Here is a 21237-nt window from a genome sequence, read left to right as displayed (position 1 = left end):
ATGGATATTACCGAATTATTGGCGTTTAGTGTGCAACACAAAGCATCCGATTTACATTTATCATCAGGTGTTTCACCTATGATACGTGTAGATGGTGATGTGCGTCGCATTAATATACCAGCATTAGAAGAAAAAGACGTAAACAGTTTGGTCTACGATATTATGAACGATAATCAGCGTAAGGACTATGAACAAAATCTGGAAGTCGATTTTTCGTTTGAAGTGCCTAATCTTGCGCGCTTTCGTGTTAATGCATTTAATTCTAATCGCGGCCCAGCAGCCGTATTTCGTACTATTCCAAGTGACGTGCTCACACTTGATGATTTAGGTGCTCCTGATATTTTTAAAACAATTTCAGATAACCCGCGCGGACTGGTGTTGGTCACAGGTCCTACAGGATCAGGTAAATCAACAACACTTGCTGCGATGGTTGATTATATAAATCAAACAAAGCATCACCATATCCTGACAATAGAGGATCCAATCGAATTTGTTCACGATAATAAGCTAAGCTTAATTAACCAGCGTGAAGTTCATCGTGATACACATAGTTTCTCCAATGCACTTAGAAGTGCATTGCGTGAAGACCCCGATGTAATATTGGTTGGTGAGCTGCGTGATTTAGAAACTATTCGGCTTGCAATGACAGCCGCTGAAACGGGTCATCTTGTATTTGGTACACTCCACACAACATCGGCTCCAAAAACGATTGACCGTATTATTGATGTCTTCCCAGGTGAAGAAAAATCGATGATCCGCTCAATGCTTTCTGAGTCTTTACGTGCTGTGATCTCGCAAACATTAATTAAAAAAATTGGTGGAGGGCGTGTTGCCGCCCACGAAATTATGATTGCTGTTCCAGCGATTCGTAATTTGATCCGTGAAGATAAAATTGCGCAAATGTACTCATCTATTCAAACGGGTGCTTCAATGGGCATGCAGACAATGGATCAGTGTTTAACCAGTTTGGTTAATCACGGGGTTATTACTAACACTGCAGCACAAGCTAAAGCACAAGACAAAACACAGTTTGGCGGTTAAGGAATTATTATGGCTTTATCTTTACATCACTTTTTATTAATAATGATTGAGAAAAAAGGTTCTGATTTATTTATATCGAGCCAGTTACCCATTAGTGCAAAAATTAATGGCGAGCTTATAGCGTTATCGGATGAGAAGCTAACCGATGCGCAGTCTCTTGAATTAGTTGAGTCTGCAATGAGCGAAAAGCAAAAAGCAGAATTTCATAACACCAAAGAATGTAATTTTGCGATTGCGACGGATGAAGGGCGTTTTCGTATATCCGCTTTTTGGCAGCGCGATAGAGCAGGAATGGTTATTCGCCGAATAATCACGCAGATACCGGATATACAAGAGTTAGGATTACCTTCAACACTGACTGATGTAATTATGTCTAAACGTGGCCTCGTGCTGTTTGTAGGGGGGACTGGTACGGGTAAGTCGACCTCATTAGCTGCATTAATTGGTTACAGAAACCGCAACCAGCGCGGGCATATTTTAACAATTGAAGATCCAATTGAATTTGTTCATGAACATCGCAAAAGTATTATTACTCAGCGCGAAGTAGGGCTTGATACCGAAAGCTTTGAAGCAGCCCTCAAAAGCTCTTTGCGCCAAGCACCAGACGTAATTTTGATTGGTGAAATACGCTCACAAGAAACTATGGAATATGCGCTAAGTTTTGCTGAAACAGGCCACTTATGTGTTGCTACACTACATGCAAATAATGCCAACCAAGCGATTGACCGTATTATGCATTTAGTGCCTAAAGAAAAGCACGATAAGCTAAAGTATGATTTAGCACTTAACTTGCGTGCTATCATTGCTCAGCAATTAGTGCCAACGTCAGATGGTGAAAGCCGAGTTGCTGCAATCGAGATTTTACTTAATTCGCCAATGATAGCGGAGCTAATTAAAACGGGCGATATTGGTGGTATTAAAACCGCAATGGCTAAATCGAAAGAGATGGGAATGCAAACTTTTGACCAAGCACTCTTTGAGCTTTACAGCCAGCAACGAATTAATTACGCCGATGCGCTACACCACGCAGACTCACCAAATGATTTGCGCTTAATGATTAAACTGCGTAATAACGAGCAGCAAGGAGCTGGTTTTTTACAAGGTGTGACAATTGATGGTATGGATGGAAAAGACAGTAATTACTAAAAATTACACTTAACCTGAACCCTGGTTAAGAGATTTACTAACGTATTGAATCATGGTGATATTTAAATTTATTTTCTCTAGCCAGAGACTTTCAGTGAAAACAAGGCGAATTTACGCGTCAATAGCGGGCCTATTGCAAGAAAATTCAACGCAGTTAGCGCTGAAAATAGCTGCTCGAGATAGATTTATTATCCAGAGTTCAGATTACTTAACCAAAGTTCAGGTTACTTAACCATAAAAAAGCGCCAATTTGGCGCTTTTTTATTTATACATTTTTGTTATTCACCATAACTAGATTCAAAAAAGCTTTCTAAAATAATCACGGCAGACATATTATCAACATTACCTTTACCTAGCTTTTTATAACCACCTTGTTCAAATAAGCGGGCTTTCGCATCAGCGGTTGTTAAACGCTCATCTTGAGTTTGCACTGCAATGCCATAATGGTTGTGCAATCGATTGGCAAACTTTTTAGCTTTGAAGGTAACTTCTTGCGACGTTCCATCCATATTTAGTGGCAAGCCAACAACCATTAAATCGGGTTGCCATTCATTTACTTGTACTGCAATATCATCCCAATTAGGAATGCCATCTTGTGCTTTTACAGCTTTAAGGCTCGACGCACTGCCAGTGAGTTCTTGGCCTATGGCAATACCAATACTTTTGGTGCCAAAGTCAAAGCCCATTACCGTTCGCTCGCCTTGCGGCTTAAATATTCGTTTTGTCATTTGTATCTTATTTAGTTATGCATGGCCTGCTTCGGGGCTAAGCTGACTTACGTCAAAGCCCAGCATTGAAACCGCTTTTTCCCATCTTTTTTCAACGGGTGTGTCAAAAATGATCTTAGGATCTGCCTCTATGATCAGCCAGCTATTGTCAAGCAGCTCTTGCTCTAACTGGCCCTGCTCCCAACCCGAGTAGCCTAAGGTTATAATAAATTGATCAGGTGCTTGTGCAGTTGTTAAGCTCGCGAGTACGTCTTTTGAGGTCGTGATCATTATTTCATTACTGAGCTTTTGGCTTGAGGTATAGCCTAATTTTGGAGAGTGTAATACAAAGCCTCTATCTGTTTTAACTGGGCCTCCGGCAAATACAGCAACTTGAGCTGCTTGTTGTGATTTATCGTTATCAATTTCTACTTTATCGAGCAATTCACCAACGGTTACATTAATTGGTTGGTTAATTACCAAGCCCATAGCCCCATCTTCATTGTGCTCACAAATATAGGTAACAGCACGTTTAAAAAAAGGGTCTTGCATCGACGGCATCGCGATTAAAAAATGATTTTCTAATGACTGCATAGATTTCACCCTTTAGTTATACCAAGCTGCATAAATCTTTGAGCAATTTACCGAATTAAATTGCACTATAACGTCGTTAAAAATTTTTATTTAGAACAACTAGATAAAAATTTTTGCCTAGTTATAGCGTCATTTTATTAACGTTAAATAGACCCCATATATAAGCAGACTGGTATTATTTGATAATGAATTTTTAGTATGGCATAAATCTTTGAATTGACATAAAAACCCCATCAATTGTATGAAATACTTAAATTAATGGGGGTTTAAATAGCGTCAGTTATTTATCTAATTTACGTTCTATGGCATCAAATAGAATACCCGTTATAGAAATATCATAAGCGGCTTCAATTTCACGTACGCATGTTGGTGCTGTTACGTTAATTTCTGTTAGCTTATCGCCAATGATATCCAAGCCTACAAATATTAGGCCTTTTTCTTTGAGTGTGGGTGCTACAGCTTGCGCTATTTTTAAATCTGATTCGCTAAGTGGGCGTGCTTCCCCGCGACCACCAACGGCCAAATTGCCGCGAGTTTCCCCATTTTGTGGGATACGTGCTAGGCAATATGGAATTACTTCGCCATCAACTATTAATACGCGCTTATCGCCTTGTTTGATCTCAGGGATATAATTTTGTGCCATTGCAAACCGACTGCCGTGCTCTGTAAGTGTTTCGCAAATTACGCCAATGTTCGCGTCGCTTTCTGTTACACGAAAAATAGAAGCGCCACCCATACCATCCAGTGGTTTTAAAATAATATCTTTATGCTCGGCTAAAAATTCACGAATTTGCTTTTGGCTTCGTGTTACTAACGTATCAGGTGTATGTTCACTAAACCATGCTGTAAATAGCTTTTCGTTCGCGTCACGTAGGCTTTGTGGCTTGTTAATTATAAGCGTACCTTCTTGCTCGGCGCGCTCTAGAATATACGTTGCGTAAATGTATTCGGTGTCAAAAGGAGGATCTTTACGCATTAGAATGACGTCTAAGTCGGCAAGTGCAATGGTGGCTTTTTCTTCAAGTTCGTACCACTTTTCAGCGTTATTAAATACTTGCGCTTTAGCGGCGGTTGCATACGATTTTCCTTTACGAAGTGATAAATCATCCATCTCCATGTAGTAGATTTCGTAGCCGCGCTCTTGCGCCTGCATCATCATTGCAAAACCGGTGTCTTTTTTGATGTTAAATCCACTAATAGGATCAGAAATAATACCTAACTTAATTGCCATGCGCTGTGCCTTACTATAAATGTTACTGTTTATATGAGGGTGCTTTTAGTTATTTCAATTAGCTAAATCGCCAAATTGAAGTTGTAATGCACTTAAGACCGTTAAAGCGGCTGTTTCTGTTCGTAAAACGCGTGGGCCTAAACGAATATCTACAAATTCTAGTTGTTTAGTTAGTGCCATTTCATCATCGGTAAAGCCGCCTTCGGGGCCCACTAAGAAGCGCACGCCATCTTTAGGCACCGTAATAGTTTTAATACTGTGCTCAGCACGAGGGTGGAGAGTTAGCTTTATTGCATTGGTATCTTGTGCAAGCCATTGCTTTAAATCTACCGGAGGGTGGATGATTGGCACAAAATTACGCCCTGATTGCTCTGCCGCTGCAATCGCAATTTTTTGCCATTGTTGGTGTTTTTTATCAAGACGGTCGCCCATTAGCTTTACGCCACAACGTTGACTAAAAATAGGCGTAATTTCGGTAATCCCTAATTCAACTGATTTTTGAATTGTGAAATCCATTTTATCGCCACGCGATACGCATTGGCCTAAATGAATTTTTAATGGCGATTCAACATCGTGTAAATTGAGTTCTTGTGGCATAACCACGACATTTTTTTTAGTAACTTCAATAATTTCACTAAGGTACTCGCCGCCTTCACCATTAAAAATGGATACATGTTCGCCAACTTTCATACGAAGAACCCGGCCAATGTGGCCAGCTGCGTCGTCATCCAATGTAACGGGAGTGTTTAAGGCAATACTCGAAGCCTGATAGATATGAGGTACTCGCATGTGGTGTCACTTATCGATTGGCAGATAAAAATTATATCCGCTATGTTAAGTAAGCACAGGGCTAGGTGCAATTATTTATTTTATATTTAGCGACCTAATTGAACTCAATTAGGCTTAAGGGGGTTTGTGCAATATCAGTCTGACACGATAAGTGATTTGAGTGTGCGGGGTCAGCAAGTGGACTAAAAGTAAAATCACTTTCATTTTGACTAACCAAAAAGCGATTCTTATGCAATGAATTATAAATAAAACGTTGCTTTTCATCAGCAAGTAAATAGTCGGTACGATTAAATAAAACACCTTGTATATTATGGTGCTCATGCAAATAACTAGCGAGTTCAGAAACACTAATTTCGTTTTCGAAATCGCAGTAGCAATAGTCTTTAATAAGCTCGTCAAACATCATTTTAACTAATTGACGCATGTTACTACCTGCAATAACTAAAGTGCTAGGGGCATCAGCGAGGGCACTATCAAAATAGTGCCCAGCTAGTGCTCGACTAAAATCGTTATCCACATCAATTAGTAAAAAGTTGTTTATTTTAAATGCCATAAGGCCTCATTGCATTTAAGCAAAGATGTAACTGACTTAATTAAATACAGAGCGTTTATAGCAACTTTATTAAAAATCAGTGTTAAATAGAAAACATGCTAATAAGTAAATAGCCGATTGCACAGAAAACAGCAAATTCTATGCACGCAATACCGATATTATCTTGGTGATCGACCTCAAGAGCGGTATCAATATTAGGTAGTGATATTTTTTTTATTATAAATGTAAGCGTATAAAGCAATGCCCACATTACACTGCAATGCATAACAAGTGTAAATAGATTTTCAACCATCTTGCCATTTTGAAATGCAGCGCTCGACAAGCCGGCATAAGCAGCTAACGCTAAACCAATAGATTTACCAGCGTAGCGAATACCAATAGAAGTATTTTCTAAATTAAAATTACTTTGTAATGAAGCCCCTTGATTGGCTTTTGCAAATCGGTACTCACGTATTTTGCTATCAAGGGCAAACATCCCTTGCAGCACAAAAAAGCTGACAAATGCAATCAGTAAATTACTAAAGCCTTGCGTGTGAGTCCACGTATAAAGGCCTAGAGTCATAATGCAGTTGGCGATTAACATTCCTGAATCAACAAGTGCTGCACATACATTTTTCTTTAAAATAGCAGCTTCTTCATTAAAGCGACGTAAAATCCATTTGCGGTGGATCATGTGTCCTATTTTTATAAACGCAAAGAGTAAAAATATTAACACAGCCACTTTTAGTGGATTTGATTGCGCAGTACTGATACTTATTTCATCGAATAAAAAGGCGATGGTTGCTATTACAACCGATATTTCTGAGGCGAAACTAATGCCCATTGCAAAATTATCGTATTGCGCTAACTCGTCTTTAAGCGCTTGTTTTGCTTTGATTTGAGTTATAATTCGCAAAATAAAAACAGTGATGCAAATAACCACAAAACTAATAGCAATAGCAACAAAACTAGTGTTAGATAAAGACAAATATGACATGGTGATCCTGATTAAAGTTAACCTTTTTAGGTTTTAATCATTCTAGTACGGATATTGATGATATAAAAGAGAGGATTGATGAGTAATGTAAAGCAACTTCCTATTCAATTACAAAAACTTGGCTTGATGCGCTTTAAAAAGCTGTATCCGCAACAGCATAATATAGACAGTAAAATTGTAACGTTGTTAGCGCTGAGTGATTTTGCATGGCGTAGTTTAGAGTCGCAACCTGATTTAATGCCATGGTTGTTATGCAAAAGTGAACTACAAAATAGGGCTATACACTCTCCTTTTGAAAATTGGGACCTTACTGAATTAGATGAATCTCAATGTCATAAACTCCTTCGCAAGTATCGAGAAAAGTACTGGCTTAAAGTCGCTTTTTTAGATTTATGCTGTAATAACCCTATCTCAGATAGTATTAAATATATTAGCCAGCTTGCAGATATGCTGATTCAAAGCGCAAATCAATGGGCGCACGCACATGTTGCCAAAGTTAACGGTGAACCTTTGGATGAGCGCAACCAAGCAATGCCTTTAATGGTATTAGGAATGGGTAAATTAGGGGGGCAAGAACTTAATTACTCATCAGATATCGATCTTATTTTTGCATATCCTCGCAGCGTTAAAACACAAGGAGGGCGTCGCAGCATTGAGGCACAGGTATTTTATACTAAAGTTGCACAAAAGCTCATCGCATCATTAAATCAAACAACGGGTGATGGACAGGTATTTAGAGTTGATATGCGGCTTCGTCCATTTGGTGAAAGCGGCCCTTTGGTGATGAGCTTTAACGCGATTGAAGATTACTACCAAGAGCAAGGGCGTGATTGGGAGCGTTATGCCATGCTAAAGGGGCGCTTAATTGGCGCGCCTAATCAATACTGGGATGAGTTTAATCAGCTCTTAAAGCCGTTTGTATATCGCCGGTATATTGATTTTTCGGTTATTGAATCACTTCGTAAAATGAAGCTTATGATTGCTCAAGAAGTCCGCCGTAAACGATTAACAAATAATATAAAATTGGGTGCTGGTGGTATTCGAGAGGTGGAATTTATTGTTCAAGCCTTGCAAATGGTGCGCGGCGGGCGTGAAGCTAACTTACAAACGCAATCGTTACTCAAAGCATTAAAGGAGTTAACAGTAAGTCAGATTATTGATGATCTAGAAGCTAAAGATCTAAAAAATAACTATCTGTATTTAAGAAAGGTAGAGCAGTACTTACAAATATTTGACGATCAACAAACGCAAACATTGCCCGATGATGAGCTAAACCAACAGCGTTTGAATCTATTGCTAGCACAGCCAGACTTTACTGCATCGGTAAGTGACATTGAACATGTGATGAGTCAGATCAATAATGAATTTACGCATGTTATAGGTGAGGAAACTGAGCCTCTAGATACTTGTGAAAGTGCGTTTGTAAGCGCATGGGAACATGGTGATATAAGCTTTTTAAATGATCCCAAAGATGATTGGCAACTACCACTGCAAGACTTTAAGTTACGTTTGTCAAAAGCTAAAGTTGGTAATCGCGGACGTGACATTCTTGATAAGTTAATGCCAGCACTGCTCAAGCAGTTAAGTAACTTTAATGCCAGTGCAACAGCATTTACGATGATTTGCCAAATCCTCAATAAAATTATCTCTCGCACTGCGTATTTAGAATTACTATACGAAAATCCAGGTACATTAAAACAATTAGTTTTACTGTGCTGTCATAGCAAGTGGATAGGGGAGCATATATCTCGTTACCCAATACTGCTTGATGAATTAATAGACCCCGCAGTTCTTTATAAGCCAACTCCGTTAACTGCTTATAAGGATGAAATAAGGCAATATTTTTTACGTATTGAGCATGACGACTTAGAATTACAAATGGAGTCGTTAAGGCAGTTTAAGCAAACTCATCAATTACGCATAGCAGCCGCTGATGCGACAGGTGTTATTGATGTCATGAAAGTAAGCGATCACTTAACTGCATTAGCTGAGGCTGTTGTAGATCAGGCCGTAAATATTGCATGGCACAATACAGCTCAGCGTTTTGGTACGCCCCAAGGTACTGATGACGAAAATAAAGGCTTTGCAGTCATAGCGTATGGTAAAACAGGTGGTTTTGAAGTCGGTTATGATTCAGATTTAGATTTAGTATTTGTACATAATCATGATGGTTTAAGCCAAACGAATGGTAAAAAACCAATTGATTCGCGGCAGTTTTATTTAAAGCTAGCGCAGCGCTTAATGCACTTATTTAATACCCGTACAGCATCAGGTATTTTGTATGAACTCGATACACGTTTACGTCCTGAGGGAGCTTCTGGCTTATTAGCAATTAATCTTGAGAGCTTTAATCACTATCAGCAAACTCAAGCATGGACATGGGAGCATCAAGCGCTTGTGCGCGCCCGACTTATTTTAGGTCAAGATGAACTTATTGAGCGTTTTGCTGAAATCCGTAAGGGCATTCTTTGTCAGCAGCGTGATATAAAAGTATTAAAAGATGATGTAATAAAAATGCGTGAAAAAATGCGCGTCCATTTAGCAAAAGGCAACACAGATAAATTTGATTTAAAACAAGATATTGGTGGTATGGCCGATATTGAATTTATTACTCAATACTTAGTGCTTAAATATGCTCATGAATTTGAGAGGTTAACAGTGTACTCTGATAATGTAAGGATTTTAACTGATGCCGCAAAAATCGGATGCATTACAAAAGATCAGCAACAGCAGTTAATACACGCTTATATATCGTATCGTTCTCGTTATCATGTGTTGAGCTTGGAGCAGCAAGGTCGGTTAGTGCCACGTATACAATTTGAAGAAGATATTACTAATGTTAAGCGAATTTGGGATATAATTTTTGAATTGAATTGAATTGAATTGAATTGAATGACAGAAATCCAAGCACAGGCTTGGATTTTTGGGTTACTTACTCACACATTTATTTTGACACAGTTTGCTCGAACAAACTCAGATGGTTTTTCAGTGATAATTGCAGCACGTTGTTTGTGGCAAAAATAAGTGTAAACCTCGTATTCAAATTCATCATTTATAGCGCGACCAATTTGGTAAAATGTCGAAGTAAAATCGTTATCCACTCTAAAGTAATCTTTCACTACAAAGTCTTTATCTAAATACCAATATAAGGTGATGCCTTCGTTCTCGGCAAATTCAGAAAGCGCCTCTTTTAGTGTGGTTCCGCTTTCAAAGCGTCTAGGTTCGATTTTTCCAGCCCAATTTGTTGGCATAGGGTCAACGATACGAGTGCGCTCGGTTAATACACGATCTAGAGTTTGTTCTGGCGCAGCTAGTTTTAGTACAAAGTTACCGCGTTCTTTATCATTTTTAGCTTTATTCTGAATTGAAGCATAAAAGCGTGACAATCCTTCAGCAGCTGCATTTTTAGAGTGTTTAAAATCTAATACTAAGCCGTCACCCAGTAAAAAGTAGAGAGCAAATACTATTAATAATACTGCAACTAAAAAATGTTTAAGCCAAAACCACATAATTATTACTCATCTAATGCGTACCTTTAATAGTTATACCAATTACTACTTGTAAAAAGAAGGTGTATTTTTGTCAGGTCTCGTTTTAAAGCGACGGTGCAGCCACATATATTGCTCTGGTGCTGCATTAACGGATTGTTCTATACGTTGATTAACACGTGTTACATCCGCTTTATTATCGCCACTGGGGAAATTTTCAAGCTCGGGTAATACTTCTAAATGATACTTGCCATTTTCATCACGGCGAGTAATTAAGCTCATAGTTTCACAGTGTTTGCTGCCAGCAAACATAAGTGTTCCAGTGGTTGTTGCTGTATCTGGTACTGCATAAAATGGCACAAACTCACAACGGTTGCGGCCGTAATCTTGATCCGGTAAGTAATAACAAACTTTTTTGTTTTTTAACGCTTTTAATAAACCTTTTACGTCTTTTTTACCAACTAAGTATTCGTTAGAGCGAAGGCGTCCATTGGTTGTAAAGTATTCCATAAGCGGATTATTATGGGGGCGATAAAAACCAATCCCTTGGCATCCCAAACCCATCAAACGGCCGGCCATTTCAAGATGAAGAACATGCGGCACCAATAGCAAAACACCTTTACCAGATTGCTGTATTCGCTCAAAGTGCTCAAGCCCTTTTAAAGAGCCCAATGCTTTTTGTGCTCGCCATTGCGGCCACCACCAAGCCATACCTGTTTCGACCATAGCAATACCAGTATTTTCCATATTCTTCAAAACTAAAGCTTGTTGATCGGCTTCGCTCATCTGAGGAAAACAAAGTTTAATATTTACTTGTGCAATATGGCGGCGCCGCTTCATAAATTTATAAACTAAACGGCCAAGTAGTTTTCCCATCGTTAATTGTAGTTTTTGTGGTAACCAAGATATTAAATATAAAAATAGAACGCCAATCCATGTTAGCCAATATCGAGGGCCTAAAAAAGATGTTTTAAAAGGGGATGAGGTGACCACAAAAATTCTCTAATAATAAAAAACACTAGTTTAACGCTAAGCGTTATAAAATACAAAAAGCCAGCATTTAGCTGGCTTTGAATATATATAGATTTTATATCAAGCTATAACTTAAGCGGCTTTTAAGCCTTGGTTTATAGCCACTAAATCTTCACTTTGTAGTGTACCAGCAGCCAATTTTAGGCGCAGAGTCGATAACACATATCTATAACGTACATCAGCAAGGTTACGCTTGGCGTTGAATAAGTTTTGTGTACTAACCAGCACATCAACAATAGTTCGTGTGCCTACTTCAAAACCTGCTTCAGTTGCTTTAAGCGCACTTTGGGCCGAAACGACCGCTTGCTCTAGTGCTTTGTAGGTAGCAATGTCCGAAACAACTTGGTTGTAAGATGTAATAACTGTGCGTGTTATAGCACGGTAATTAGTCTCATAATCTTGACTTGCAGCTACGTAAAATGCACGGGCTTGATTAGTTGCTGCAACCGTTGCGCCACCCGAGTACAGTGGGACGCTAAAGTTAATACCGACAGATGATAAATCTTCACGTGGGCGGTTATTAAAGCTCATATTGTTTGTTGTTGTATCAGTCAGGGTATCGCCATAGCTAGCGTTTAGAGTTAGTTTTGGGTAATGCCCCGCTTTTGCTTGCTCAATTTGGTCTTTTGCAATATCGACGGTTACTTTAGAGACTTGTAAGCTAATATTTTTGTTTTCAGCGACTTTAACAAAATCTGAAGAAAGTTTGGCAGGCTTGGTTGTAGAGAAACTGTCGGTATTTAAAAAGTCTAACTTTGCATGATACTTACCAGTGATTTCGCGAAGTTGCTCACGGGCTGTTTCTACTGCATTGCTTGCGATAATCTCTTGAGCTACTGAATTATCAAACTGAGCTTGCGCTTCGTGTACATCAGTTATTGCTGTTAAGCCCACTGCATAACGCTGTTTTGTTTGTTCAAGTTGGCGTTCAATAGCACGTTTTTCAGCTTCTACAAACTCAAGGTTGTCAACCGCACTTAATACGTTAAAATAACCTTCAGCAACGCGTACAATTAAGTTTTGCTTAGCTGCATCGTATTGCGCACTTGCTTGCAGAGCTTGTTTGTCTGCAATGTCTAACGAGTTCCAAGCGCCTAAATCAAATAAAGTTTGGCTTAAACTTAAGCCTCGAGAAAACTCATCGTTATCAGTATTAAACTGATTAATAGCCGATAAATCTTCAGATTGTCTATAAGAGGTTGAATCAGTTTTTTTGTAACCCATACTTAAACCAATTTGAGGTAATAATGCACTCATGGCAAGATCACTTTGGTAAGATTGTGCATCAGCTTGGGCTTTTGCTTTTAACACGGTGGGATCGTTAGCTGTCGCTATTTCAAAAACTTGTAGTAAATCTTCAGCGTTAGCGGCTGTAGCGCCTAATGCGCATGATAAACTAACCAGCGCCGCAAGGATGTTCTTTTTCATATTAGGTTCAGTCCTTAGACAATTTTTATACTAAAAGCATGTTAACCTGTTTTACTTCATAAAAAAAAATTTTTTTGTAAAACCGTATGTTCAAATGTAACAGGATATATTATCGCATTTTAGTTGTTGAGCAATATAGGAAACCAATAGATGGTAAATAAAAGCTTGGTTCAATTTACACATAAAGATGTGAACATAAAACCGATAAAAAATCTCTACAAAGGTTTCTTTCAGGTTAATTTATACGAGTTTGAACATGCATTATTTGCAGGTGGCACCTCACAGTTAATTAGTCGTGAAATTTTAGAACGAGGCGATGCAATTGCTGTACTTCCTTATGATCCCGTATCAGATAGCATTCTCTTAATTGAACAAATACGAATTGGCGCCATTAAAAGCAAGCATTCGCCGTGGCTGCTAGAATGTATAGCCGGAATGACGGATGGCAGTACAGATTATGAATCGGTTGTTAAAAAAGAAGCGTATGAAGAGGCTGGACTTGAGTTAACAGAGCTTGAATTTATGCTTTCATATTTATCAAGCCCTGGGGGCACAACAGAGCGCCTCTATTTATATTTAGCTCGTGCTGATTTAAGCCAAGTGAAATCGGGTGTCTATGGCCTTGAAAGCGAAGGCGAAGATATAAAAACACACGTTTTATCGGTTGATGATGCGTTAATGCGGCTCAATAACGGTGAAATGGATAATGCCGCAACGGTTATCTGCATGCAGTGGCTTGCACTTAATCGCGAAAAAATGAAAGGAAAGTGGGCATAACTTTTAAATTAACTAGGGCGTGTTGATCTTTGGTGGTTGAATTTACAGCAGACTGTTTGGTATTTAAGCAAGGCAGAGCCTATGATGTGTGGTGTTCCCCATAAATAGGCGAGAACGCAGCATAAATGCCAAACATGCGCTGCCCTTTGAGCTCGATCTAGGGACGGTCGACTCTTTGTTGCTCGGTTTTTACTTAGCCCACTAGGTTACAAACCTCGCGCCGTGATTCAACCGCCCCTAGATTGAACAAATTTCAATCCACAAAGATCAACACGCCCTAAATTCGGTTAAAAAATAATGGTGGTACTTTGACAGCACAATTAGCAACGCAGCGATATATTCAAAGCCTCCCAAAGTATTTAACGCTTTGTGAGCATAATTACGTGCGACTATTAAAGTTGTTACCTAGCGAGCGCAATGTAGGAAGCATTCGCGAAGTAAAACTAGGCAACAGTGAGTTTGCTACAAAAATTGATGGTAGCGCAAAATACACTATGGATATTTCAATCAAGCAACTAACAGGCATGGTGAAAGGTATTACACCGCTATATTTAACTGTAAGGCTGTATCACGATGCTAAAGTTGCTGAAATTATTCATCACGATTATCATCAGCGAATCAAGCCATCTTATGGATACCCTAATCCTAAAATGCACCAAAAAGATGAAAAGTATCAACTCAATGCGTTTTTATATGACTGGCTTGTAGCTTGTGTTGAGCATGGGCAAGCAACCCTTAATTGGGATGTAAATAATGGGCTGGTTTAATGAGCCTTACAAATTTAATACGTCTTCATTACGCATAGCTCATATAACTGACTGCCATTTATTTGCTGATAAAGCGGATGAGTACTTTGGTGTAAATACGGCATCACATTTTGAGCAAGCATTAGCGCATATGGCCACGCAAGCACTAGATGGTGTGATTTTTGGTGGTGATCTAACACAAGATCACAGTTTTGAATCTTACCTGCTGTTTAGTGAATTGATACATAAAAGCGCATTAACATGCCCTGTATTTTGGCTGCCAGGTAATCATGATGAAACAGCAATGTTGAGTCGTATAAGTGGTGGGCAGATAAATAGCGCTAAACATATAGTGGCAAACGAAATTGAGTTGTTACTTATTAACTCAAAAGGTCCCACACCAGCTGGCTGGGTTAGCGGTGCGCATTTAGATGAAATAGCCGATTGTTTAGTGCAATCAAGTAATGATAAGCTCATCTTTTGCCACCATAATCCATTACCAATAAATGGTTACCTCGATAAGCATATGCTTGAAAATGGGCCTCAATTATTAAATATCTTGGTAAATAGTGGCAATGTTAGTGGGCTTTTTCATGGTCATGTTCATAATGAATATGAGCAAAGCTATAGAGATTTAAAAGTCTATGCAACGCCAGCCAGTTCAGTGCAGTTTAAAAAGTATAGCGCACAGTGGCTGCAGCAAAATTGTGGCCCCGCTTACAGAATGTTTTATATAGACGCGCAAAAAGCTAGAACAAGTGTAAAAACGGAAGTCATATGGCTAAACGGGTAATTTATATTCATGGTTTCAATAGTTCACAAAAATCATATAAAGCTGTGCGCTTTGGTGAGCTTATGGCAAACTATGATGTTGATTATTGTGTACCGAACTTAAACCACGAGCCTCTACAAGCTATAATTAAGCTTGAGCAATTAATAACGCCTAATACTGTTTTATTAGGTAGCTCGTTAGGTGGTTTTTTTGCCACATATTTATCGCAGCGTTATCAAATTCCTGCAGTGGTTATTAATCCCGCAGTAGCACCGTACACATTATTGCAGCCGTTACTTGGTCCAAATTATAATCCGTATCAAGATTATTATTATGATTTAAATAACAGTCATATAAACGCTTTAAAAGCACTGGCTGTCGATAAACTAAAACACCCTGAATTACTGTATTTACTACAGCAAACAGGCGATGAAGTGTTAAATTTTCAACACGCAGTAAATTATTATTCACAATGCAAGCAATTGGTAGAATTTGGTGGTGATCATAGCTATACAGGTTTTGAAAGCACTTTTGCGAATATTGTAGATTTTCTTAAAATCACGTAAAACTAGCTAAGCTCGTCTTAGCACATATAAAGATAAAAATTATGAGTGATCAAAATTATAACGCCGAAGCCATTGAAGTACTTAATGGGTTAGATCCAGTAAAAAGACGTCCTGGGATGTACACCGATACTGTAAGGCCAAATCATTTAGGCCAAGAGGTTATCGATAACAGTGTCGATGAAGCGATGGCGGGTCATGCTACTCGTATCGACGTAATACTTCACGAAGACAACTCGCTTGAAGTAAGTGATGATGGACGTGGTATGCCCATTGATATTCACCCTGAGGAAGGCATTCCTGGGGTTGAATTAATCTTCACTAAGTTACACGCCGGCGGCAAGTTTTCTAATAAAAACTATCAATTTTCTGGCGGTCTACACGGTGTCGGTATTTCTGTAGTAAATGCGTTATCTACGCGTGTTGAAGTAACGGTACGACGCGATGCTCAGCAATACAGAATGGCATTTGAAAGTGGCGATAAAGTAGAAGACTTAAACGTAATTGGCACTGTGGGTAAGCGCAACACAGGTACTACGGTTCGTTTTTGGGCAGATGTTAGCTATTTTGATTCACCAAACTATTCAATTACTAAACTAAACCATTTATTAAAAGCCAAAGCGGTTTTATGTCCTGGGTTACGTATTAAGTTTGTTAACAAACAAACAAAAGAAACCCAAGAGTGGTTTTACGAAACAGGCTTAAAAGATTACTTAATTGAAGCTATTAAAGGCTTTGAAACATTACCGCAGGACCCGTTTGTAGGCGAATTTAAAAGCTCAATTGAAGGTGCAGATTGGGCTGTTGTATGGCTACCTGAAGGTGGCGAATCCATAGCCGAGAGTTATGTGAACCTGATCCCTACCGCACAAGGCGGTACGCATGTAAATGGTTTACGCCAAGGTTTACTTGAAGCAATGCGTGAATTTTGTGAGTTTAGAAACTTACTCCCGCGTGGCGTAAAGTTAACCCCAGATGACATTTGGGAGCGCTGTAGTTACGTGCTGTCAGTTAAAATGCAAGACCCACAATTTGCAGGTCAAACCAAAGAAAAACTATCATCACGCTCGTGCGCTGCATTTGTATCGGGTGTTGTAAAAGATGCGTTTAGCTTGTGGTTAAATGAGCACACTGATACCGCAGAGCTGTTAGCGGAGTTATGCATTTCAAATGCACAAAGCCGCTTACGCGCTGCTAAAAAAGTAGTTCGTAAACGCGTTACCGCAGGCCCTGCATTACCAGGTAAATTAACAGATTGTAGTGCCGCTGATAACGACCGTACTGAATTATTTTTAGTAGAGGGTGATTCTGCAGGTGGCTCTGCTAAACAAGCGCGCGATCGTGAGTTTCAGGCAATTATGCCGCTGCGAGGTAAAATTTTAAATACGTGGGAAGTTGAATCGGGGCAAATACTCGCATCGCAAGAAGTACACGATATTTCAGTGGCATTGGGTATTGATCCGGAATCAACCGATATGTCGGGATTGCGCTACAATAAAATTTGTATATTGGCCGATGCTGATTCGGATGGATTACACATTGCAACTCTATTGTGTGCTCTGTTTGTTCGTCATTTTCCAGAGCTAGTAAAAACAGGGCATGTGTATGTTGCAATGCCGCCATTATTTAGAATTGATATTGGTAAAGAAGTTTACTACGCACTTGATGAAGGCGAAAAAACCGCTATCTTGGCGCGTATAGAAGCAGAAAAAAAGCGCGGAAAAGTAAACGTACAGCGATTCAAAGGTCTGGGTGAAATGAATCCGTTGCAGCTTCGTGAAACTACGATGGATCCAAATACCAGACGTTTGGTGCAGCTTACACTTGATGAAGAAGTAGAGACCATGGAAATGATGGATATGCTGCTTGCTAAAAAACGATCGCCAGATCGTCGTCAATGGCTAGAGGATCATGGTAATAAGGCACAAGTTTAGTTACTTGTGCTTAACACTAGGAGAGACGAATGAATAAGTTACTAGGAAGTTTGCTATTACTTGGGCTGACTACCGCTCCGGCAATAGCTAAAAACATACTCGACGAGCTTACTGTAGCACCTGGGTTTGAAATCAGCTTATTTGCAGATGATGTAGAAAATGCACGTCAATTAGCGGTTTCAAAAAAGGGGATTGTGTACGTAGGTTCTCGTAAAGCAGGCAATGTATATGCGCTTATCGACCATAATAGCGACGGTGTTGCTGATAAAAAAATGCTGGTTGCCGAGGGATTAAATATGCCGTCGGGTTTAGCCATTAAAGATGGCGACCTGTATGTAGGTGAAGTACATCGCATTATTCGCTTTAAAAATATTGATACTCAATTAAAAAAACCAAAGTTTGAAATACTGTATGACGCATTGCCATCTGAGCGTCACCATGGCTGGAAATTTTTACGTTTTGCACCAACGGGGGAGTTAATCATACCGGTTGGTGTACCGTGTAATATTTGTGCTGAAGACGATCGTTTTGGCCGAATTTTTGCGTTAGATGTCGAAACTAAACAAATAAAAACCATAGCAAAAGGGGTTAGAAATACAGTAGGTTTTGATTTTCATCCTGCCACCCAAGCCTTATGGTTTAGTGATAACGGTCGCGATATGATGGGCGATGATATTCCACCGGATGAGTTAAACCGTGCAACGCAAGAGGGTGAACATTTTGGCTTTCCGTATGTGCACGCAGGTGCGATCATCGATCCTGAGTTTGGCAAAGGTAAAAATATTGCCGATTACACGTCGCCAGCCCTCACTCTTCCAGCGCATGTCGCACCACTAGGTATTCATTTTTATAATGGTAAGCAATTTCCAGCAAGTTATAAGCAGCAATTATTTGTAGCTGAACATGGCTCATGGAACCGTTCTAAAAAGTCAGGCTACAAAGTAGGGCTAGCAACAATTGAAGTCGGTCGCGTAACTAAATATACACCTTTTATTACTGGCTTTATGAAAAACGAAATAACATTTGGACGCCCTGTTGCATTTGCAGAATTAGGCGACGGCAGTCTGTTAGTAAGCGATGATTACGCCAATGTAATCTACCGTGTAAGCTATAAGAAAAACTAGGTAAGCTTTAATGAGTGATACAGATACCTTGCTAATGCAAGGAATTGAGCAACAAACTATGGGGCGTTTTACCGAAGACGCTTATTTAAACTATTCCATGTACGTAATCATGGATCGTGCTCTACCGCATGTAGGCGATGGCCTAAAACCAGTACAGCGACGTATTATTTATGCGATGAGCGAACTGGGTTTATCAGCTAATGCTAAGTATAAAAAATCAGCCCGTACAGTGGGTGATGTACTCGGTAAGTACCATCCACACGGCGACAGCGCCTGTTACGAAGCGATGGTATTGATGGCGCAGCCGTTTTCCTATCGCTACCCATTGGTAGACGGGCAAGGAAACTGGGGCGCTGCAGATGACCCTAAATCGTTTGCTGCAATGCGTTATACAGAAGCGCGTTTGTCTAAATTTTCAGAAGTACTATTAAAAGAGCTTGGCCAAGGCACAGTCGATTGGACACCAAACTTTGATGGCACAATGGATGAGCCCGTCGTACTGCCTTCTCGCTTACCACATATTTTACTTAACGGTATAACCGGTATTGCAGTTGGTATGGCAACCGATATTCCGCCACATAACGTACGAGAAGTCGCCAGTGCATGTTGTTTATTGCTTGATAAACCAAAAACAGAGCTGGAAGAATTACTTGAGCTTGTACATGCACCAGATTATCCAACCGACGCTGAAATAATTACCCCAAAAGCCGATATTCATAAAATATATAAAACCGGTCGCGGGTCTATCAAAATGCGAGCGGTATACACCGAAGAACATGGCGATATAGTGATTACAGCGCTTCCGCATCAATGTTCTGGTGGTAAAGTGCTTGAGCAAATTGCAGCGCAAATGAACGCTAAAAAATTACCCATGATTGCCGATTTACGTGATGAATCAGATCACGAAAATCCAACTCGTATAGTGATTATACCGCGCTCTAACCGTATTAAAGCAGAGCCATTGATGGCGCACTTGTTTGCGACCACAGATTTAGAAAAAAACTACCGTGTAAACTTAAACATGTTGGGACTAGATGGTCGTCCACAAGTTAAAGACTTACGTTGTATTTTAAGCGAGTGGCTAATATTTAGACGCGAAACCGTGCGTCGCCGCTTGCAGTATCGCTTAGATAAAGTATTAGCGCGTCTACATATTTTAGAGGGTTTATTAGCCGCCTTTTTAAATATTGATGAAGTTATTGAAATCATCCGCAGCGAAGATAAACCAAAGCCTGTATTAATGGAGCGCTTTGATTTAACTGATACGCAAGCGGAAGCGATTTTAGAATTAAAGCTTCGTCATTTAGCAAAACTTGAAGAATTTAAAATTCGCGGTGAGCAAGATGAACTAGCCAAAGAGCGTGATAAATTAGCGCAAATTTTGGGTTCAGAACGTCGTATGTCAACACTGCTTAAAAAAGAAATTCAAGAAGCAGCTGAAATGTATGGTGACGATCGCCGCTCGCCAGTGATTGAGCGTTCAGAAGCGAAAGCACTTAACGAAAAAGATTTAATACCTTCAGAGTCAGTTACTGTCGTGCTCTCAGATAAAGGCTGGGCACGCGTTGGTAAAGGCCATGACTTAGATGTACAAGGGTTAAGTTATCGCTCTGGTGATGGCTTTAGAGCTTCAGCAAAAGGTAAGAGCAATCAACCAGCGGTCTTTTTAGACTCAGCAGGACGGGCGTTTGCAACCGATGCTCATAGCCTGCCTTCGGCACGTAGCCAAGGTGAGCCGATGACAGGACGCTTTAATTTAACCGCCGGCGCTAATTTTGAACATGTAGTAATGAGTGAAGATGAGCAAGTCTTATTGATGGCGTCAGATGCGGGCTACGGCTTTATTACTGATTTTAAAGATTTAGTGAGTAAAAATAAAAATGGTAAAGCGCTGGTCAGTGTTCCTAAAGGTGGAATATTACTTTCACCAATAAGAGTAAACGATGTAGCAAGTGATTACTGTATGGCTATTTCTAACGAAGGTCGAATGCTCTTATTCCCATTACGCGACTTACCAAAATTAGGTAAAGGTAAGGGTAATAAAATAATTTCTATTCCAGGGGCTAAAGTCCAAGCTCGCGAAGAATTTGTAAAAGTATTGGCTGTTGTACCAGAAGGAAGTAGTGTAACGCTTCATGCCGGTAAACGAAAATTAACACTTAAACCAAGCGATTTAGAGCATTATCATGGTGAGCGGGGCCGTAGAGGTAATAAGTTACCACGCGGCTTGCAACGTGTTGATGAGGCTGTTGTAGAGCTAACTCCTCAAGATGATGAACGAATAGACGTTATTAGCGAAGAGTAGCCAATCACTTTTTTGTATAAATAAAAACGGC

19 protein-coding genes are annotated in these 21237 nt (G+C 39.7%); 10 read left to right on the top strand and 9 right to left on the bottom strand.

What is annotated here, in order from left to right:
* Window positions 1-1041, top strand: a complete 1041-nt coding sequence (locus tag PALI_RS02880; protein WP_138586153.1) for a type IV pilus twitching motility protein PilT — start codon at window positions 1-3, stop codon at window positions 1039-1041.
* A gap of 9 nt (window positions 1042-1050) precedes the next feature.
* Window positions 1051-2187 (top strand): PilT/PilU family type 4a pilus ATPase, encoded by a 1137-nt coding sequence (locus PALI_RS02875; protein ID WP_138586152.1) that lies wholly within the window; start codon window positions 1051-1053, stop codon window positions 2185-2187.
* A gap of 278 nt (window positions 2188-2465) precedes the next feature.
* On the opposite strand, the gene ruvX is transcribed toward PALI_RS02875, so the two are convergent.
* From ruvX to PALI_RS02845, 6 genes are all read right to left on the bottom strand, one after another.
* Window positions 2466-2915 carry a Holliday junction resolvase RuvX gene (gene ruvX, locus PALI_RS02870; RefSeq protein ID WP_077536954.1) on the bottom strand — a complete coding sequence of 150 codons (450 nt, stop codon included), beginning with the start codon at window positions 2913-2915 and terminating at the stop codon, window positions 2466-2468.
* Window positions 2916-2930: 15 nt separating this feature from the next.
* Complete coding sequence (locus tag PALI_RS02865; protein WP_077536955.1) at window positions 2931-3488, bottom strand: YqgE/AlgH family protein; 558 nt, start codon at window positions 3486-3488, stop codon at window positions 2931-2933.
* A gap of 280 nt (window positions 3489-3768) precedes the next feature.
* Window positions 3769-4719, bottom strand: coding sequence for a glutathione synthase (gene gshB, locus PALI_RS02860; protein WP_138586392.1), 951 nt, complete (start codon window positions 4717-4719; stop codon window positions 3769-3771).
* Window positions 4720-4773: 54 nt separating this feature from the next.
* Window positions 4774-5508, bottom strand: coding sequence for a 16S rRNA (uracil(1498)-N(3))-methyltransferase (gene rsmE, locus PALI_RS02855; protein WP_138586391.1), 735 nt, complete (start codon window positions 5506-5508; stop codon window positions 4774-4776).
* Between the two features lie 94 nt (window positions 5509-5602).
* Window positions 5603-6061, bottom strand: coding sequence for a hypothetical protein (locus tag PALI_RS02850; protein WP_138586390.1), 459 nt, complete (start codon window positions 6059-6061; stop codon window positions 5603-5605).
* 82 nt (window positions 6062-6143) lie between these two features.
* Window positions 6144-7037, bottom strand: a complete 894-nt coding sequence (locus tag PALI_RS02845) for a DUF350 domain-containing protein (protein ID WP_193154864.1) — start codon at window positions 7035-7037, stop codon at window positions 6144-6146.
* Window positions 7038-7115: 78 nt separating this feature from the next.
* Between PALI_RS02845 and glnE the strand changes: the two genes are divergently transcribed.
* Complete coding sequence (glnE, locus tag PALI_RS02840; protein WP_193154863.1) at window positions 7116-9914, top strand: bifunctional [glutamate--ammonia ligase]-adenylyl-L-tyrosine phosphorylase/[glutamate--ammonia-ligase] adenylyltransferase; 2799 nt, start codon at window positions 7116-7118, stop codon at window positions 9912-9914.
* Window positions 9915-9973: 59 nt separating this feature from the next.
* Here the strand turns inward: glnE and PALI_RS02835 are convergent, their stop codons facing one another.
* The 3 genes from PALI_RS02835 to tolC form a co-directional block, all read right to left on the bottom strand.
* Window positions 9974-10546, bottom strand: coding sequence for a toxin co-regulated pilus biosynthesis Q family protein (locus tag PALI_RS02835; RefSeq protein WP_193154862.1), 573 nt, complete (start codon window positions 10544-10546; stop codon window positions 9974-9976).
* A gap of 45 nt (window positions 10547-10591) precedes the next feature.
* Window positions 10592-11518 carry an LpxL/LpxP family Kdo(2)-lipid IV(A) lauroyl/palmitoleoyl acyltransferase gene (gene lpxL / locus PALI_RS02830; RefSeq protein ID WP_077536962.1) on the bottom strand — a complete coding sequence of 309 codons (927 nt, stop codon included), beginning with the start codon at window positions 11516-11518 and terminating at the stop codon, window positions 10592-10594.
* A 111-nt stretch (window positions 11519-11629) separates the two neighbouring features.
* On the bottom strand, window positions 11630-12985 hold the full coding sequence (tolC, locus tag PALI_RS02825) for an outer membrane channel protein TolC (protein ID WP_193154861.1): 1356 nt from the start codon (window positions 12983-12985) through the stop codon (window positions 11630-11632).
* A gap of 150 nt (window positions 12986-13135) precedes the next feature.
* Here tolC and PALI_RS02820 point away from each other — a divergent pair, with 150 nt between their 5' ends.
* The 7 genes from PALI_RS02820 (at window position 13136) to parC (ending at window position 21206) form a co-directional block, all read left to right on the top strand.
* On the top strand, window positions 13136-13762 hold the full coding sequence (locus PALI_RS02820; protein WP_182702188.1) for an NUDIX domain-containing protein: 627 nt from the start codon (window positions 13136-13138) through the stop codon (window positions 13760-13762).
* A 308-nt stretch (window positions 13763-14070) separates the two neighbouring features.
* Window positions 14071-14529 carry a DUF1249 domain-containing protein gene (locus tag PALI_RS02815; RefSeq protein ID WP_182702187.1) on the top strand — a complete coding sequence of 153 codons (459 nt, stop codon included), beginning with the start codon at window positions 14071-14073 and terminating at the stop codon, window positions 14527-14529.
* Window positions 14516-15301 carry a metallophosphoesterase gene (locus PALI_RS02810; protein ID WP_138583916.1) on the top strand — a complete coding sequence of 262 codons (786 nt, stop codon included), beginning with the start codon at window positions 14516-14518 and terminating at the stop codon, window positions 15299-15301. Before PALI_RS02815 ends, PALI_RS02810 begins: the two co-directional genes overlap by 14 nt.
* A complete protein-coding gene (locus PALI_RS02805) occupies window positions 15286-15846 on the top strand; it encodes a YqiA/YcfP family alpha/beta fold hydrolase (protein WP_138583917.1) in 561 nt (186 codons plus the stop codon). Before PALI_RS02810 ends, PALI_RS02805 begins: the two co-directional genes overlap by 16 nt.
* A gap of 41 nt (window positions 15847-15887) precedes the next feature.
* Window positions 15888-17777 carry a DNA topoisomerase IV subunit B gene (gene parE, locus PALI_RS02800; protein ID WP_138583918.1) on the top strand — a complete coding sequence of 630 codons (1890 nt, stop codon included), beginning with the start codon at window positions 15888-15890 and terminating at the stop codon, window positions 17775-17777.
* A 29-nt stretch (window positions 17778-17806) separates the two neighbouring features.
* The gene (locus tag PALI_RS02795; RefSeq protein ID WP_193154860.1) at window positions 17807-18901 is read left to right on the top strand and encodes a PQQ-dependent sugar dehydrogenase; all 1095 of its coding nucleotides are present in this window, start codon (window positions 17807-17809) and stop codon (window positions 18899-18901) included.
* A gap of 10 nt (window positions 18902-18911) precedes the next feature.
* Window positions 18912-21206, top strand: coding sequence for a DNA topoisomerase IV subunit A (gene parC / locus PALI_RS02790; RefSeq protein WP_138583920.1), 2295 nt, complete (start codon window positions 18912-18914; stop codon window positions 21204-21206).
* Window positions 21207-21237 lie beyond the last annotated feature (31 nt).

The organism is Pseudoalteromonas aliena SW19 (assembly GCF_014905615.1).
GTDB classification, from domain to species: domain Bacteria; phylum Pseudomonadota; class Gammaproteobacteria; order Enterobacterales; family Alteromonadaceae; genus Pseudoalteromonas; species Pseudoalteromonas aliena.
The sequence above is the reverse complement of the archived record's forward strand: the minus strand, read 5'-3'. Positions and strand labels throughout refer to the sequence as shown.

What these genes read in the sequence shown, in the direction of transcription:
- PALI_RS02875 (WP_138586152.1), top strand. Translation starts at nt 1,051, where the DNA reads ATGGCTTTATCTTTACATCACTTTTTATTAATAATGATTGAGAAAAAA.
- PALI_RS02835 (WP_193154862.1), bottom strand. Translation starts at nt 10,546, where the DNA reads ATGTGGTTTTGGCTTAAACATTTTTTAGTTGCAGTATTATTAATAGTA.
- PALI_RS02880 (WP_138586153.1), top strand. Translation starts at nt 1, where the DNA reads ATGGATATTACCGAATTATTGGCGTTTAGTGTGCAACACAAAGCATCC.
- PALI_RS02795 (WP_193154860.1), top strand. Translation starts at nt 17,807, where the DNA reads ATGAATAAGTTACTAGGAAGTTTGCTATTACTTGGGCTGACTACCGCT.
- parE (WP_138583918.1), top strand. Translation starts at nt 15,888, where the DNA reads ATGAGTGATCAAAATTATAACGCCGAAGCCATTGAAGTACTTAATGGG.
- tolC (WP_193154861.1), bottom strand. Translation starts at nt 12,985, where the DNA reads ATGAAAAAGAACATCCTTGCGGCGCTGGTTAGTTTATCATGCGCATTA.
- PALI_RS02845 (WP_193154864.1), bottom strand. Translation starts at nt 7,037, where the DNA reads ATGTCATATTTGTCTTTATCTAACACTAGTTTTGTTGCTATTGCTATT.
- PALI_RS02850 (WP_138586390.1), bottom strand. Translation starts at nt 6,061, where the DNA reads ATGGCATTTAAAATAAACAACTTTTTACTAATTGATGTGGATAACGAT.
- PALI_RS02865 (WP_077536955.1), bottom strand. Translation starts at nt 3,488, where the DNA reads ATGCAGTCATTAGAAAATCATTTTTTAATCGCGATGCCGTCGATGCAA.
- parC (WP_138583920.1), top strand. Translation starts at nt 18,912, where the DNA reads ATGAGTGATACAGATACCTTGCTAATGCAAGGAATTGAGCAACAAACT.
- PALI_RS02805 (WP_138583917.1), top strand. Translation starts at nt 15,286, where the DNA reads ATGGCTAAACGGGTAATTTATATTCATGGTTTCAATAGTTCACAAAAA.
- PALI_RS02810 (WP_138583916.1), top strand. Translation starts at nt 14,516, where the DNA reads ATGGGCTGGTTTAATGAGCCTTACAAATTTAATACGTCTTCATTACGC.
- ruvX (WP_077536954.1), bottom strand. Translation starts at nt 2,915, where the DNA reads ATGACAAAACGAATATTTAAGCCGCAAGGCGAGCGAACGGTAATGGGC.
- glnE (WP_193154863.1), top strand. Translation starts at nt 7,116, where the DNA reads ATGAGTAATGTAAAGCAACTTCCTATTCAATTACAAAAACTTGGCTTG.
- gshB (WP_138586392.1), bottom strand. Translation starts at nt 4,719, where the DNA reads ATGGCAATTAAGTTAGGTATTATTTCTGATCCTATTAGTGGATTTAAC.
- rsmE (WP_138586391.1), bottom strand. Translation starts at nt 5,508, where the DNA reads ATGCGAGTACCTCATATCTATCAGGCTTCGAGTATTGCCTTAAACACT.
- PALI_RS02820 (WP_182702188.1), top strand. Translation starts at nt 13,136, where the DNA reads ATGGTAAATAAAAGCTTGGTTCAATTTACACATAAAGATGTGAACATA.